This window comes from Pseudomonas sp. RA_15y_Pfl1_P11 (genome assembly GCF_963970975.1).
In the GTDB taxonomy this organism is placed as follows: domain Bacteria; phylum Pseudomonadota; class Gammaproteobacteria; order Pseudomonadales; family Pseudomonadaceae; genus Aquipseudomonas; species Aquipseudomonas tritici.
Window position 1 is genome coordinate 216,174 of the sequence record NZ_CAXAOY010000004.1, and the last position, 15,458, is coordinate 231,631.

Below are 15,458 nucleotides of genomic sequence, written 5' to 3' on the forward strand. Positions count from 1 at the left end.
GGCTGCCTTGAGTGAGCCCGGTATCCAGGAGTGAGTGAAATGGCTAGTGATGGTTCCGTCGCGCCGAAAGAGCGCGTCAATATTGTTTACAGTTCTGACACCGGTGGCGCTCAAGAGCAGGTCGAACTGCCTCTCAAGCAACTGGTAATTGGTGACTTCACCTTGCGTGAAGATGAGACCCCGGTCGAGGACATTAAGCCGATCCGTGTCGATAAGGACAACTTTACCGATGTGCTTAAGGGCCAGAACCTAAGCCTGCAACTGGCCGTGCCCAATCGGCTGTCCGAGAGCGCGCCGGAAGACGAGCAACTTCCCGTCTCGTTGAAGTTTCAGTCGATCCGAGACTTTGAGCCTGATGCCATCGTGGGTCAGGTTCCTGAGCTGCAGCAACTGATCGCCCTGCGCGATTCGCTCAAGGCGCTGAAAGGCCCGATGGGCAATCTGCCGGAATTTCGCAAGCAATTGCAGGCCCTGATGAACGATGACGGTGCACGTGAGCGTCTGCTCGCCGAACTTGGCGTAAAGGACAAGGAGTAACCCATGAGTGAAGAAAAAAGCCAAGCCGCTGAAGGCGCACCCCAGGCCTTAGAAGGCGTCTCTCTGCTGGATCAACTGGTCGAGGCCACTCGGGTCAAGCCAGGCGATGAAGCCTATTCGGTTACCCGCCAGGGACTCGAAGCGTTCGTCACCGAACTGCTTGAGCCGGCGCGCCAGACTGAAAAGGTCAGCGCTGGTCTGATTGACGATATGATCGCCACTCTTGACGCTAAGCTCTGCCGTCAGGTCGATGCGATTATCCATGATGATCAATTCCAAAAACTGGAATCCTCGTGGCGCTCGTTGAAATTCCTCGTCGACCGTACTGATTTTCGCGAGAACAACAAGCTGGAAATCCTCAGTGTTTCCAAGCAAAAGCTACTTGAAGACTTTGAAGACGCGCCGGAAATCACCCGTTCAGGTCTTTACAAGGCGGTCTACACCGCCGAGTTCGGCCAGTTCGGTGGCCAGCCGTTTGGCTCGATCATCGGTAACTACGAGTTCAACCCCGGCACGCAGGATATGAAACTCCTGCAATCGGTCGCTGCGATCTCGGCCATGTCTCACACGCCGTTTATTGCATCGGCAGGCCCACAGTTTTTCGGGATCGACAGTTTTGCTGATTTGCCGAACCTCAAAGACCTGCAAGCCGTTTTTGAAGGTCCGCAGTTCACCAAGTGGAACGCCTTCCGTGAAAGCGACGATGCACGGTTTGTTGGTCTGACCTTGCCGCACTTTCTGCTGCGTACGCCTTATGGCGAAGACACCGTGCCAGCCAAGACCTTCCGTTACAACGAAAGCGTCAGTGGCGGCAACAAGGACTTCCTGTGGGGCAATGCAGCCTTCGCCTTTGCCAGCCGACTTTCTGACAGTTTTGCCCAGTACCGTTGGTGTGCCAACGTCATCGGCCCACAGGGTGGTGGTACGGTCGGTGATTTGCCGATCTACAACTACGAAGCGATGGGTGAAACCCAGACCAAGATCCCAACCGAAGTGCTCATCTCCGAGCGTCGCGAGTTCGAGCTGGCCGAGCAGGGTTTTATTGCGCTGACCATGCGCAAGAACACCGACAACGCTGCGTTTTTCTCGGCCAACTCGTGCCAGAAGCCCAAGTACTTCGGCAATGACAAGGAAGGCAAGGAAGCTGAGCTGAACTACAAACTCGGCACCCAGCTGCCCTACATTTTTGTGGTCAGCCGCCTAGCGCATTACATCAAAGTGATTCAGCGCGAAAACATCGGTACCTGGAAAGAGCGTGGAGACCTGGAAACCGAACTCAACACCTGGATTCGCCAATATGTGGCCGATATGGATAACCCTGCCGCCGGTGTGCGCAGTCGTCGTCCGTTGCGTCAGGCCGAGATCACCGTGAGTGATGTTGAGGGTGATCCAGGCTGGTACCGGGTCGGCCTGAAAGTGCGCCCGCACTTCAAGTACATGGGTGCATCTTTCACGCTGTCGCTGGTGGGCAAGCTCGATAAAAGCTAATTGATGCAAGGCTGATGGGCGGGATTTATCTCGCTCATTCAGGTCTTCACCCGAGGGTCATGCTCTCGTTATCTACCTAAGATGGACTCAACACAACGAGACACGGACAACCGTTCCCTCGCTGCGTAATCACTCAATCATTAGTTCGGGGTACACACTATGCCAATGCCATGCTACCTGAGTATCGAAGGCCAGAACCAAGGTAAAATCGAAGGCTCTTGCGCTGTCACCGGCCACGCAGGGATGATCCTGGTCCAAGCGGTTGAACACCTGGTCGACATTCCAAAGAATCCACAAACCGGTTTGCCTGCAGGCAAGCGCGTTCATCAGGGCATGACCCTGACCAAAGAAGTGGACAAATCCTCGCCAAAACTTTTTCAGGCACTGACTTCGGGCGAGCAGCTCAAAACCGTAGTGCTGGAGTTCTACCGGATCTCGCCAAAAGGTACCGAGGAAAAGTACTACACCATCACCCTGAGCAACGCGGTTCTGGTTTCGGCTCGCACTTGGGTGCCGAACACCTTGGACCCTGAGTTCAAGCAACTGGGCCACATGGAAGACATCGGCATCACCTACGAAAAAATCGTATGGACCTGGGTGCCGGACGGCATCGAAGCCGAAGATTCCTGGTTGGCTCCGAAGGCTTAAGCAACGCAGCATCGTTAAAGCGCCGCTCTGTAACAGAGCGGCGCTCTTGAGTTTTCAGAAGGTGAACGGCGTTGAAAGAAAAACGATTGCTTGAGCGCATCACGATGTTGCAAGCCGATACTGGCCGCACACACCTGACCCAGGCCGAGGTGCTGACGCAGTCGATTGTTCTTCACCTGCAACGCATCCTCAATACCCGTCGCGGCAGTGTGCCGATCGACGCTGAGTTTGGCGTTCCCGATTTTACTAATCTGGCCGGTTCTTTTGCGACCGGCGAGACCACGCAGATCATCGAAAATATGACCCGCATGATTGCTCGTTACGAACCTCGTCTGAAATCACCGCGCATTCTGGTCGCCGAAGGTTCCCAAGAGGTGCTGTCGCTGAGTTTCACGCTGGATGGCCTGGTGGAAGTCGACGATCGAGACATCCCCATTCATCTGGCAACGCGAGTGTCTTCGGACGGCCGTGTTTCTTTGGCGATGCACTAAATTATGCTCAATAGCCATTACCAGAGTGAACTCAACCATCTGCGTCGGCTGGCTGACGAGTTTGCCCGCAGCAACCCGGCGCTGGCACCTTTGCTGGGCGTGGACTCTGCAAGTGACCCGGATGTCGAGCGACTGCTTGAAGGCGTGGCGTTTCTTACCGGCATGGTTCGCCAACGGCTCGACGATGAGTTTCCGGAGTTCATTCAGGAGCTGGCACAACTGCTTTATCCGCATTACCTGCAACCGTTGCCTTGCCTGACCATGTTGCAGTTCCAGCCACGAGCAGCCTTGCAGGAAGCCACCCGTATAGACGCTGGGTGTGAGGTGACCTCGGTGCCGGTTGATGGCCAGCGCGTGAGTTTTCGCAGCACCGTTGCCGTGGATCTTGAACCGTTGCAACTGCTCGATACGCGCTGGGAGGGCGGCACGGGCGAAGAACGCAGTCTGGTTCTGGATTTTGCCTTCACCGCTTCCCGGGCCGACGACTGGGAAGCAGACAGCCTGCGTTTTTATCTGGGAGATGGTCTGGCTGACGCCTGTAAATTGTTGCGCCTTTTGCAGCTTAATCTGCGCGAGATCCGCATCTCGGCGCCCGGCCAGCCAGTGACGATGTTGCCGGCGAAGAACCTGCGAGGCTTGGGCTTTGATGCCGATAACCTGCTGCTGCCGTTCCCTAACAACGCGCACCCTGCTTACCGCTGTCTACAGGAATACTTTGCACTGCCTGAGAAGTTTTTGTTTGTTGCGCTTTCAGGCTTCAAACAATGGCGCACACGGGGCAACGATGGGCGTTTCAGCGTAAGGCTGATGTTTGACAGCCTGCCTGAGTGGACGCCTAACCTGTCGAGCAATAGCTTCATGCTGGGCGTTACCCCAGCCATTAACCTGTTTGCACAAGACGCACATCCCTTGCGTATCGACCACAAGCAGCCCGATTACCGCATCCAGCCGGCTGACCATGGCCAGCGCATGAGCATGCGCATTCACTCGGTACTTAAGGTCAGCGCTTACTCGGCGGCGGGCGGTGAGCGGGTTCTGGAGCCGTTCAATACCTTTTCGCAGCGCGACACTTATAACCTGCGTATTCGTTCATCGAGCATTGATGCACATGGCTATGATCATTACCTGAGCCTGCCGTACAGCGAGGGCAAGGTTCCCAGCGAAATGACCTTATCCATTGGCCTGCTGTGCACCAATGGCAAACTTCCGGAAAGTCTGCGCCTGGGTGATTTGAACCAGCCCACGGATAACACGCCGCCAAGGGTGGAGTTCAAGAACATTCGGGGCATTACCGCGTGCCAGCCGCCCAAGTTCGATGACAAATTGCTGTGGCGCATGCTCTCACAACTCAATGCCAACCACTTCCGTCTGGCTGACCGCGATTATTTGCGCGGCTTGCTCTCCTTGTACCTGCCCAGCCTCGGCGAGGGCGCACAGGACGCCAATCAGCGGCGCGTGGATGCAATTGAAAAAGTCACCGTCACCTCGGAGCGGCGCTTTATTCGTGGCTTGCCTATTGAAGGCAGCGTGGTGCGCGTGGACTGTCGCGGTGATCACTTTCTGAGTCCTGGCAACTTCTACATGTTCGGCTGTGTACTCGATGAGTTCTTCGCCGGCTGTACGGCAATCAATAGCTTTACGGCCTTCACGCTGTTCGACAGCGTTAACCACGAGACCTTGAAATGGCCAGCGAAGATCGGGCAACAACGCCTGCTGTAGTCGATCCGCTGCTCGACAATGGCGGCGATTACGCATTTTTCCAGGCACTGCGCCTGTTGCGTCTGCGTTTTCCCAGCGAGAAAGAGTTCGTCGAAAACGTGCGAATCCGGCCGCGGCTGGGGTTGGGTTTTCCGCAGCGTGATATCGGTCGCATCGAGCTTGATGCCGACGGTCGTTACCGCATTGAAGCGAACTTTTTCGGTTTGTATGGCGTTACTTCGCCGCTGCCCACGTTCTACACCGAAGACCTGATCGACGAACAATTACAGGGGCATTCGGCGGGCCGTGACTTTCTCGACATTTTGCATGCTTCGCTCTACCCGTTGCTATTTCGGGCCTGGGAAAAGCACCGCATTTGGATCGATATCACCGAACGCCGGGAAGTCAAAAGCCTGCGCCATCTGCAGGCCCTCATCGGGATGGCTGATGCGCGGCCAGAAGACCGCGAGCGCTCCACCGACCTGTTGCGGTACGCCGGCCTGTTCAACCAGTACCCTCGTTCGGCGCTGGGTCTGCAACAACTGGTGCAGTCGGTGCTCGATGATCGGTCGGTCGAAGTGGTGCCGTGCGTTGCAACACGCTTGCGTATTGATCGTTCGGCTCGGACCTATCTGGGCACGCAGTGTGGCGTGCTGGGAGAAGACAGCCTATTGGGTCGTGACGTCATTGACCGCAGCGGCTCACTGGATCTTCGTGTCGGGCCATTGAGCGCGGAGCGCTTCCATTCGTTGCTGCCCGGACAACCGGTTTATCAAAACCTTGAGCGGCTGGTGAAGTTGTATTTGCAAACGCCACTGCGCTGCCGCTTGGTCATGCGCCTAGAAGTTGATGAACAACAATGTGCAACTCTGGGTCAAGGCTGGCAACGACTAGGTCTAGACACTTGGCTCGGCGACGGCGCCGCGCAAGATGAAGTGATATTCATGCTAACGGCTGAACACGGACTAACGCTCGAAGAGAGGGCTAACTAATGATTCAGGTTGAACTTAAACCGCTATTCGCACGGCTCAATGTCTTCAGTACTAAGGCCTTGGAGAACGCTGCCGGGCTGACACTGGCGCGCACGCACTACGAAATTTCTCTTGAACACATGCTGCGTCAGTTACTGGAAGACCCCAATGCCGATGTGACGCGCATCCTGACTCGCTTTGAGATTGATCCGATGCGCTTGCGTGCCATGCTCGACGACGGCCTGGCACAGCTGAAAAATGGCAACCCGGGTCGCCCTGTCTTCGCCAGTTTGCTGACCGAGTGGATTCAGGACGCTTGGTTGATCGCCTCTCTAGTAGTGGGCACCGGCCGCATTCGTGGCGGCTCGCTGCTGCTGGCGCTGGTTTCGCGTCTGGGCTACTACACCGCCGGCACTCGCTATGGCGAGATGCTCAAGCCGATTTCCACCGATGCACTGACCGCCGAATTCGCCGCATTGCTGGGGGGGTCCAGCGAAGGTCCGTTGGACAGCTTGCAGGCTGGTACGGCCTCTTCATCGGTAGCTGGCACCGCAGGTTTGGCTCCCGCAGCCGAAGACAATATCGCCCGTTTCTGCGAAGACCTGACCGCAAAGGCTGCTGCAGGGCGTATTGACCCGATCTTTGGCCGTGATGATGAAATCCGCCAGATGATCGATATTCTTGCCCGTCGGCGCAAGAACAACCCCATCGCCGTGGGCGAGCCTGGTGTCGGCAAGTCCGCCGTGGTCGAAGGCCTGGCGTTGCTGATCAGCCAAAACGAAGTTCCGGACTTCCTTAAGAACACCCGCCTGTTGAGCCTGGACCTGGGTGCCCTAGAAGCCGGTGCCAGCGTCAAAGGCGAATTTGAAAACCGCTTGCGCGGGGTGATCGAAGAGATCAAGGCCTCAACCACACCGGTGATTCTGTTCATCGACGAAGCGCATATGCTGATCGGTGCCGGTGGCGCTGCTGGTGGTTCTGATGCAGCCAACCTGCTCAAGCCTGCCTTGGCCCGTGGTGAGTTGCGCACCATCGCCGCGACCACTTGGTCGGAGTACAAGAAGTACTTTGAAAAAGACCCTGCTTTGGCGCGTCGTTTCCAATTGGTCAAACTGGACGAGCCGACGGTAAAAACTGCCGTGCTGATCCTGCGCGGTCTCAAAGGGCATTACGAAAAAGTCCACGGGGTCAGTGTGCGCGACGATGCAATTGTCGCTGCTGCTGAACTGTCCGACCGCTACATCACAGGCCGCCTGCTGCCGGACAAGGCCGTTGACCTGCTGGACACCGCCAGCGCCCGTGTGCGCATCGGCCTAGGCATCAAGCCTGCTGAACTTGAGCGTATGGAACGCCAGTTGTCCGGCCTTGAGCGTGAACTGACCGCCTTGCAACGTGACCGCGCCAACGGCTTCCCTGTGGAGGATGAACGCTTGGCGGCTATCGCCGAGGAACAGGACAGCATCGAAGCCACTCGCGCCGCGCTTGAAAGTCGCTGGACCGAAGAGCGTGACGCTGCCGTACGTGTGCTTGAGGCACGCAAGCAGTTGGCCCTCAAGGAGCAAGACATTCCGGCCCCGGCCGAAGGTGTAGAAGCCGTGACCCTGGCTGGCTTGAGCGAGCGTCAGGCTGAACTTGATCAGGCACGCGCGGCATTGGCTGAACTGCAAGGTGATGAGCCGTTACTGTTCACTGAAGTCAACCCGGATGCCATTGCCAAGGTTGTTTCTGACTGGACCGGCGTACCGCTGGGCAAGGTGTTGCGCGATGCCGCTGGTGGCGTGCTGGCCCTAGCGGACAACATCAAGACCCGCATTCGTGGCCAAGACACAGCGGTCGAGCAGATCGCGGAGATCCTCAAGGCCGCCCAATCTGGCCTGCGTGATCCGCAGCAGCCACTGGGTGTATTCCTGCTGGTCGGCCCGTCCGGCGTAGGCAAGACTGAAACCGCCCTGTCCGTGGCCGAGCATCTGTTCGGCGGCGAGCAGGCACTGATCTCGGTCAACATGAGCGAGTACCAAGAGAAGCATACCGTCAGCCGTCTGGTGGGTTCGCCTGCTGGCTATGTTGGCTTCGGTGAGGGCGGCATGTTGACTGAGGCAGTGCGCAAGCGGCCATACTCGGTGGTGCTGCTCGACGAGGTGGAGAAGGCTCACCTCGACGTGGTGAACATCTTCTATCAAGTGTTCGACAAAGGCAGCCTGTCGGACGGCGAAGGTCGACAGATCGACTTCAGCAACACCGTGGTGTTGCTGACCAGCAACCTGGCCACCGATGAAATCCAGAACCTGTGCGTGGATGGCCGTCCGGACCCGGACACCCTAGCGGAAAAAATCCGTCCTATCCTGTCCCGCCACTTTAAACCGGCGCTCCTGGCGCGCATGACCATCGTGCCGTTCTTCACCCTCGGTGGCGAACAATTGGCAGGTATCGTGCGCCTCAAGCTGGGCCGCCTCAGCGAGCGCCTGCTGGCCTCGTCGAAAGTGCGCCTGAGCTTCGCCCCGGAAGTGGCCGACGCCATCGCCGCACGCTGCACCGAAGTAGAAAGCGGTGCGCGCAACATCGATTTCATCCTGCGCAAAAGCCTCACTCCACGTTTGTCCGACGTGCTGCTGGGGGCCATCGCCGATCAGCGTCCGCTGGCTGAATTGCACGTGGCTGTTGACGCCAATGGCGAATGGGTCATCACCAAGGTGGAAGTCGACGCGATCAGGTCTTCACCCGAGGGTGATGCCGTGGCCGAACTCTTAGAGTAACGAGTCAATTGTTACGGGGCCTGACGTTACAGGCCCTTTTTTAGATATTTCACATTAAGGATTGCTGATGGCCCTTATTGACTCGGCGCTATGTACCTTTACCAGCCTTGCACCTTCGTTGTTGCTTGAAACATTGTTGGTTCAGCAGTGGCAGGGTGAAGAGGGCTTATCACAACCGTACCGCTTCGAAATACGACTGGCGACCCTCAACCCTTTATTCGATGACGAAGCGCTGCTGGGCAACAAGGCAGTACTGACGCTCAGTGATGAAAAGGGAATCCCTCATCCTTATCACGGCATCGTCTCGGCCGTGGACTATCTGGATGCTGACTCCTTTTATCACTACTACCGAGTGGTGTTGGAGCCGCGCTTTGCGCAGTTGCGTCACTTCAGGTTTTCGGAAATCTGGCTGGACAAAAGCCTTCCGGAGTTGATTCGCGAAGTGCTTAAACTGGTCGACCTGACGGTCGAGGGCCCTGGCATCGATGGTGTACCGAGTTCTGCATATGACTTCGATATCCGTTTGCCCAGTGAAGACGTCGCATTGACCCAAGCGACCTTTACCTGCCAGTTCGAGGAGTCGAGTTTTGCGTTCCTGTCGCGCTTGCTTGAATACTTTGGTGTGTACTATTTTTTCGAGCAAGGCCCCGACGGGGAAGCGTTGGTGTTGTGTGGAGATCAGCGTTATCAACCGAAAACTCCAAGCCTCCTGACGTATCGCCGGCACGATTCGGATCTTGATGTTGGCCATGGCCTTGCGGTTGCGCGCAGCTTCGAGCGCAAGCTGACTCGACAGGCGGCGACGGTAACCCTGCAGGACTTCTCTGCCAGCAATGCGCAGGTTCGGTTGCAGGCGGAAGGCGCAGTGTCAGCTGCTAGCCTGGCCACTGGTGCGACGCCGGATCAGTTCGCAGCCATTTCTGCGTCGCCTGCCTTTGTCGGTGAACAAGGCGTGTATGGCGAGCACTTCGGCTCACAGGCTCAGGGCCAATGGCTGGCTGAGCGTCGTGCCCAGGCCATCGGTTGTCGGTTCCGTGAGTTTCATGGCAGCGGTCGTGCCGCCGGTCTGCGTGCAGGTTACCCCCTGCTGTTGGTCGGCCATCCGCGGTTGCCGTTCAACGCCGCGTACCAAGTTATCCAGGTACACCACGAAGGTTATCAACCTCTGCCGGGTCTGGGGCAGGAAGGCGATAACATGGCTCAAGATCTCAGCACACGCTTCATTGCGTTGCCTGAAAATGTCCAGTTTCGTGCGCCCTGTCTGACTCGCAAACCGCATGTGCAAGGGCTTCTGAGCGCGGTTGTGGATGGCGATGACGATACCTCCCGCCCACTGCTCAATGAACACGGCTGCTACAAAGTGAGTTTCCCGTTCATCCGCGGCGAAAAAAAGCAAACGCGTGGGTCTGCCTGGTTGCGTATGGCGACGATGTCCAGTGGCTCCAGCCATGGCATGCATTTCCCTTTGCTCAAAGGCAGCGAGGTACTGGTGTCGTTTCTGGGGGGCGATCCTGACAGACCGATCATTGTCGGCAGTGTGCCAAATTCTGAAAACCCGAATAAGGTCAACGCTACAAACGCTACCCAGAGCGGCATCTCAAGCCCGGGCGGGCATTATCTGGCGATTGAAGACAGCCAGAGCAGTCCGCTGATGAAGATGAGGGCGCCGGGCGGTAATACCACGTTCACCATGGGCCATGGTGATGTGACGGGCGCGCACCTGCGCACTAATGCGCACATGCAGTTGTCGTCCAGTTCACTTAAGCAGGAGGTTCCAGGCATCTACTCCTTGAAAGTCGGCTCTGGAGCCCCGCCAGTGAGTGATTCACCGAGCGAGCCTGAAAAAGATAAAACTGAGAAGGGGGGGCATGCCGCAGAGAGTTCTGATGAGGGCACCGAAAAATGGGGCTCTGGCGAGGCTAGCTGGAAACCGGGCAAGTTGGCTGTTGCCGAAGCCAGCGCCCAAACCTTCAGCGCCGAAGCTAAACTGGCGTTAGCTCAGGCGGAGATGAGCGCTGGTGCGCTTAAGGTTGAGCTGGGTATTCAACTTTTTTCGGCGGCCACCAAAATCGCTGGGCCAAGCGTCGAACTGTGCTTGAACAAGTGGCAGTACTCATATCGCAACTTCGAGAAAGAAGTTCGTCCGGCTACGCTGGTCGAGACCTTAAGCGAAGAGGTCAAGACGGGTATATCCAAATTGCAGACCGAGCTCCGAGACCTCGAAACCAAAATGTATCGGATCGACGCTGCCCTTTCGATCGGTTTGAGCGTGGGGGGCTCATCGATCGAGATCAATACCTCTGGGGTACGAATCAAGTCCGGAGTATCGATTATCTTGCAGGGCGATGTTGAAGTTACTGGCAGTCTGCTCGTGACAGGAGGTATCAGTACTGCAGGCAAGGTCTCAGGCGCGTCTATCGAGGGGATTGAAGCGGTCAAAGCTGGCCAGATTGAGTGCTTAGAAATCAAGGCCTCAACGTCAGACCTTGCTACGCTTTGTGTTGCGCCGCTTCCCGACCCGCAACTTTTAAGAGTTCCTGTAACGCTGGCGGCGTTCGAGACCAATGCGGGAGTTGTGGCGACTGCCCAGCAGGCGCTTATCGAGTCGCAGCGAATTCAGAATGCATTGTTCGCCGCAGTGGTCCCCGCTCCGTGAAGCTTAACTACAAGCGCGCCAGCCTGCTGACACTGGCTCGCCAGCGCGATGCCCAAGGGCCGCGTCTGGTGATTACGGTCGGGCTGCTGTATGACGCAGCTAACCAGGTGTTGGCCCCGGAACAGGCGCAACCCTGGCTGGCAGAGCGTTTTGACAAGCAACCGTTTGACCGATATCTGAAAAAAAGCCGCGGCACTTTTGCGATTCACGGCAGTGCCTATGCCCTGCAGGATGCGCAGCGCCAGGGCATGCCGGTGCAGGTCAGTCTCGGTTCTTTGCGCAAGACTCTATATGTCTACCCACCCCGTTATTGGCATCACAACGTTCTGGGTTGGACGGCGCTGCCCGGCGAATCACTGAGGTCGGTGGCTCTGGATCTAAAGCACGCCTATGGCGGCCCGCAATGCGCTGACAACCCGGAAGGCTTGGGACATGTTGGTGACAGCGGCCCAGTCGAAGGTTTGCCGCTGGCGCAGATCGAAGACAGATCAATCGCTGAACGTAGGCCAGATACGCCGCAAACGCTGGCCAGTTTTTTGCCGCTGCCTGAGCAGTCGGCCGAGCGTCGTCGCTTCATGGGCACCTGCGATGAGGATTGGCAGCGTCTGCGTGCGCCCTTCCTGCCGCTCGATACCGACCCGCACTGGTTTGACGAGGTGGCCCAGGATCAGTGCCTCAACGATTACTGGGGGGGTGATGAAACCTGGAGCGCGACGGGCATGCACCCCGAGCGTGGCGATGTACATGGGCGCTTACCTGGCTTGCGCCCGCGCCTACTGTTACGTCGCGCTGTCACCCCGAGCGTGACCGAAGAGGCACCGCTTGATCTGGACACGGTCTGGTTGTTTCCTGATGTGGAGCGGGTGCTGTTGCTCTACCGCTGCGAGATTGCTGTCCAGGATATCGACGGCGAAGACATCGGTGCGGTGGGAGTGGTCTGTGAACACGCCACTGATTTGCGCCGTAGCACTGAGCAATGTGCGTGCGAGCTGTGGCCCGAACCGGCCACCGCCGAGCTCGTGCAGCCAGAGGCCCCGCCGCCTGCGTTTGATGGGAGCGCGATGATCAAAGCGCTACAGGCCTCTTTTGACACCAGACACCAGCTTTTCGCCGCACAGCAGGCTGAGGTTTTGGCTGCAGCGAACAAATATGCAGCGCATTTTGGAAAGACGGTTGATCAGAGTGCTCTGTTCAAAATCCCGTCTCCTGATTTGGCGGCTCTTATTGCCGCGCCCCGTGTGCCAAAAGCGCCGTTCGATAGCGCGGCCTTGAAGGCGGGTATCGAGAAAAGTATTGCCGAGGCCAAAGAGGCCGGGCATCGGGAGGTCGAGCGCATGGCCAAGCACATGAACACTGATGCTCAGAGCCTGTATGCCCTTGCCGAGAAAACCAAGCCCTTGCCTTACGACCCGTTAGCCGTGGTCGACCAAATGCCTGTATCGGCAGCGCGCAAGGCGGATTATCGCGCGCAGATACAGGCCGGATTGGCCAAGGCCCAAGATGTCGAGTCACAGATTAAGACCCGCATGGACGCTTTACAGAAGGACCTCGCCGCGATTAAGCCTGCTGTGACGTCGGAACTTAAACTACCAACGCTCAAACCTAAGCGGGTCTGGACCCGTGAAAGTCTGCATGCCACCCATCTCGAGGGGGCGTCCTTGAGTGGCGAACACTTCGAAGGGCTGGATCTCAGTGACTTGGATTTGCGGGCCGGTGACTTTAAGGCGTGTACCTTCGATGCGTGCAAACTCAAAAATTGCCGCCTTGACGGTGCCGACCTCGAGGGTTGCACCTTCAGAGATTGCGATTTTGGCGCCGCGCAACTGGATGCCGCGAAGCTGATCAATAGTCTGTTTCAGCGCTGCTGCCTCGATGCTGCGCAATTGAACGATGTCAGCGCCAAAGGCCTGCAGGCGCAGGAGTCGAGTTGGTCTGAGGCTGTCGTTAAACGTGCCCATTTGAGCGGTGCTCAGTTCAGTGACTGCCAGATGGCCAGCGCCAACTTTAACGAGGCCCAGCTCGATCGCTCGCGCTGGCTGCGTTGTGACCTCTCGAGGTTGCAGTGTCAGACGACGCACATGAGCCGATCGCAGTGGCACGAGTGTCTGATTGATGGGGCCGACTTAAGTGCTAGCGAACTGCGTAGTGCCAGTTGGTCGAAAGTCCGCGGACAGTCGGCGGTGCTTGATGGATGTCAGTTAAAAGGCTGGCGAACCGACCAGGACTGCCAACTGCCCGATATCCGACTGGACAGGGCCGACCTCAGCGGTGCCAGCCTACAGTTTTCGGCACTGCCGCGCGCCAGTTTGGTCGAGGCACGGCTGGATGCGGCGCTGGTATCGCGTTGCAATTTGAGTGATTCAAACGGCTATCACCTTTCGGCCTGCGCGGCGGATTTCACGGGCAGTGACCTGTCTCGCGCCAGTTGGAAGGGCGCCAATCTGATGGACGTGCGGCTGCGCAAGGTTAATTTGCACCAGGCGGACCTGAGCAACAGCAACTTGCACGGCGCGTTCACTGAAGGGGTGAGCGGTACACACGTTCGCCTAGAAAACAGCCTGTTGAGCCGCTGTCGATTAAAGGAGGATCTGGCAAATGTCTGATCTGTTGAGTGCCGAACAGTTAGCGGCGCGTATTTCTTCGGGGCAACCCTTGCGTGATCTGTTGCTGGCGGGTGGCGACTATCGCGCGATGGATCTACGTCAGGCGCGTTTTGAGCGGGTGGATGCGCGAGGTGCCCTCTTCGCCCAAGCAGATATAAATGGCACCACCTGGGTCGAGTGTCAGCTACAAGGTGCGGACTTCTCAGGTTGTGTTGCCCAGAGTTTTGCGATGACCGATTGTATTCTCGACCAGGTCAGCTTTAGGGGTGCCACGCTGGGGGGGCGTTGGTTGCGTTGTTCAGGGCAGGGTCTGGTGTTTACGCAGGCCTGCTTGAAAAGGCTGGAGTTGATTGCCGCGCATTTCAAACAACCCGTCCTAAAGGGTGCGCAGATGCAGTCCTGTCAATGGACCGACTGCACGCTGGAGGATCTGGATGCCACGCAGGTTGAATGCAAGCAGTCGCGCTTTATCGGGTGTCGACTTGAAAGCGCCCGTTTTGCGGGTGCTGATTTGCAGCAGTGTGCGTTCGACGAGTCGCACTTGTCCGGTGCTGACTTCAGCGCCATTGTCTCTACCTCGACGTCTTTCTATCGCTGCCAAGGAGAGAATCTGCTATTGCGCCAGGCTCACTTGAACAAAGCGATTTTTAGCCAAGTGCGTTTTCCTTCAGCTGACTTCACAGAAGCCCGACTTGATATGGCCAACTTCAATCAGGCCGATGTCCAGGCCAGCCTTTTCGTTAGGGCCTCGCTGCAATACACCAGTTGTAGGCAGTTGATTGCCAATGGTTGCTCATTTGTGGGAGCTGATCTTACGGGTGCAGATTTCCATGATGCAAAGTTATTGAACTGTGATTGGCTGCAGGCCAATCGCGATGCCATTCGTCCTGTGGACAGCGAGCGTCTTGCGGCGCAATGCTGGGCCCCGGCCGTATAAGTCGTATAAGGAGTCACTCCAAATGAACGATATTGTGCAAGCTTTCGACATGCCGGCGACATTACGTCACGTGCGCATCAATGCCTTTGATGGCGAGCGTTATGGTGTGGTCAGCCCTGAAGGTCATCGCTATTGGTTGAAGCCTGCACTGGGATGTCTGCTGCAACCTGCGGTGGGTGATAGCGTTTTGATTTCGCTGGCGGGCGATGCAGGCTATATTCTTAGCGTGCTTGAGCGTAGCCAGCCTTCGACCAGTGAGTTACGCGTTGCAGGGAATCTGCACTTGAGTGTTCCGACCGGTGTATTGAGTATCGAAACCCGTGATGGAGTGTCTCTCAATGCGGGCGATATGCTTGCCATTCAAGCAAAGAGTCTGATTGCTGGAGTGACTGACGCCAACCTAGCGGTATCGGCACTCAAGGTCACCGGCGAGTGTAACGAGAGTCAGTGGGTCGAACGTAATGACACCGCAGTGCGCCATAGCGAGCGAGCCGTGACGCACAGCGCTGAATACGGTGACAGCAGGCGGCGCACACAAGGTCATGAAGACCTGCATGCCGGATCAGTGCGTCAACAGGTGGAAAAAGACTGGAGTGTGCGCGGTGAAACACTGGATCTATTTGCGCAGGTTACAGTCGCGCTGGATGGCGAGCGCATCAAATTGGGATAGGGGAGA

At 57.2% G+C, this 15,458-nt stretch carries 11 protein-coding genes; all 11 read left to right on the top strand.

Annotated elements, in window-relative coordinates:
- The first annotated feature begins 39 nt into the window (after positions 1-39).
- Entirely contained in the window at positions 40-537 is a 498-nt protein-coding gene (gene tssB, locus AACY44_RS06770) for a type VI secretion system contractile sheath small subunit (protein WP_339419318.1), read from the top strand.
- A gap of 3 nt (positions 538-540) precedes the next feature.
- Positions 541-2,025 (top strand): type VI secretion system contractile sheath large subunit, encoded by a 1,485-nt coding sequence (gene tssC, locus AACY44_RS06775; protein WP_339419316.1) that lies wholly within the window; start codon positions 541-543, stop codon positions 2,023-2,025.
- A gap of 159 nt (positions 2,026-2,184) precedes the next feature.
- A complete protein-coding gene (locus AACY44_RS06780) occupies positions 2,185-2,673 on the top strand; it encodes an Hcp family type VI secretion system effector (RefSeq protein ID WP_339419315.1) in 489 nt (162 codons plus the stop codon).
- 71 nt (positions 2,674-2,744) lie between these two features.
- On the top strand, positions 2,745-3,164 hold the full coding sequence (tssE, locus tag AACY44_RS06785; protein WP_339419314.1) for a type VI secretion system baseplate subunit TssE: 420 nt from the start codon (positions 2,745-2,747) through the stop codon (positions 3,162-3,164).
- A 3-nt stretch (positions 3,165-3,167) separates the two neighbouring features.
- A complete protein-coding gene (gene tssF, locus AACY44_RS06790; protein WP_339419313.1) occupies positions 3,168-4,883 on the top strand; it encodes a type VI secretion system baseplate subunit TssF in 1,716 nt (571 codons plus the stop codon).
- Positions 4,847-5,854 (top strand): type VI secretion system baseplate subunit TssG, encoded by a 1,008-nt coding sequence (gene tssG, locus AACY44_RS06795; RefSeq protein ID WP_339419312.1) that lies wholly within the window; start codon positions 4,847-4,849, stop codon positions 5,852-5,854. The genes tssF and tssG overlap by 37 nt, the downstream gene beginning before the upstream one ends.
- Positions 5,854-8,586, top strand: a complete 2,733-nt coding sequence (gene tssH, locus AACY44_RS06800; protein ID WP_339419311.1) for a type VI secretion system ATPase TssH — start codon at positions 5,854-5,856, stop codon at positions 8,584-8,586. Before tssG ends, tssH begins: the two co-directional genes overlap by 1 nt.
- 67 nt (positions 8,587-8,653) lie before the next feature.
- Positions 8,654-11,242, top strand: coding sequence for a type VI secretion system Vgr family protein (locus AACY44_RS06805; RefSeq protein WP_339436901.1), 2,589 nt, complete (start codon positions 8,654-8,656; stop codon positions 11,240-11,242).
- Entirely contained in the window at positions 11,239-13,845 is a 2,607-nt protein-coding gene (locus tag AACY44_RS06810) for a DUF2169 domain-containing protein (protein WP_339438439.1), read from the top strand. The genes AACY44_RS06805 and AACY44_RS06810 overlap by 4 nt, the downstream gene beginning before the upstream one ends.
- Complete coding sequence (locus tag AACY44_RS06815; protein ID WP_339419305.1) at positions 13,838-14,782, top strand: pentapeptide repeat-containing protein; 945 nt, start codon at positions 13,838-13,840, stop codon at positions 14,780-14,782. The genes AACY44_RS06810 and AACY44_RS06815 overlap by 8 nt, the downstream gene beginning before the upstream one ends.
- 22 nt (positions 14,783-14,804) lie before the next feature.
- Complete coding sequence (locus AACY44_RS06820; RefSeq protein WP_339419304.1) at positions 14,805-15,452, top strand: DUF3540 domain-containing protein; 648 nt, start codon at positions 14,805-14,807, stop codon at positions 15,450-15,452.
- Positions 15,453-15,458: the final 6 nt, after the last annotated feature.

Excerpts from the sequence above, each read along its gene's own strand:
- tssC (WP_339419316.1), top strand. The coding sequence starts at position 541 with ATGAGTGAAGAAAAAAGCCAAGCCGCTGAAGGCGCACCCCAGGCCTTA.
- tssG (WP_339419312.1), top strand. The coding sequence starts at position 4,847 with ATGGCCAGCGAAGATCGGGCAACAACGCCTGCTGTAGTCGATCCGCTG.
- tssB (WP_339419318.1), top strand. The coding sequence starts at position 40 with ATGGCTAGTGATGGTTCCGTCGCGCCGAAAGAGCGCGTCAATATTGTT.
- AACY44_RS06815 (WP_339419305.1), top strand. The coding sequence starts at position 13,838 with ATGTCTGATCTGTTGAGTGCCGAACAGTTAGCGGCGCGTATTTCTTCG.
- tssF (WP_339419313.1), top strand. The coding sequence starts at position 3,168 with ATGCTCAATAGCCATTACCAGAGTGAACTCAACCATCTGCGTCGGCTG.
- AACY44_RS06805 (WP_339436901.1), top strand. The coding sequence starts at position 8,654 with ATGGCCCTTATTGACTCGGCGCTATGTACCTTTACCAGCCTTGCACCT.
- tssH (WP_339419311.1), top strand. The coding sequence starts at position 5,854 with ATGATTCAGGTTGAACTTAAACCGCTATTCGCACGGCTCAATGTCTTC.
- AACY44_RS06780 (WP_339419315.1), top strand. The coding sequence starts at position 2,185 with ATGCCAATGCCATGCTACCTGAGTATCGAAGGCCAGAACCAAGGTAAA.
- AACY44_RS06820 (WP_339419304.1), top strand. The coding sequence starts at position 14,805 with ATGAACGATATTGTGCAAGCTTTCGACATGCCGGCGACATTACGTCAC.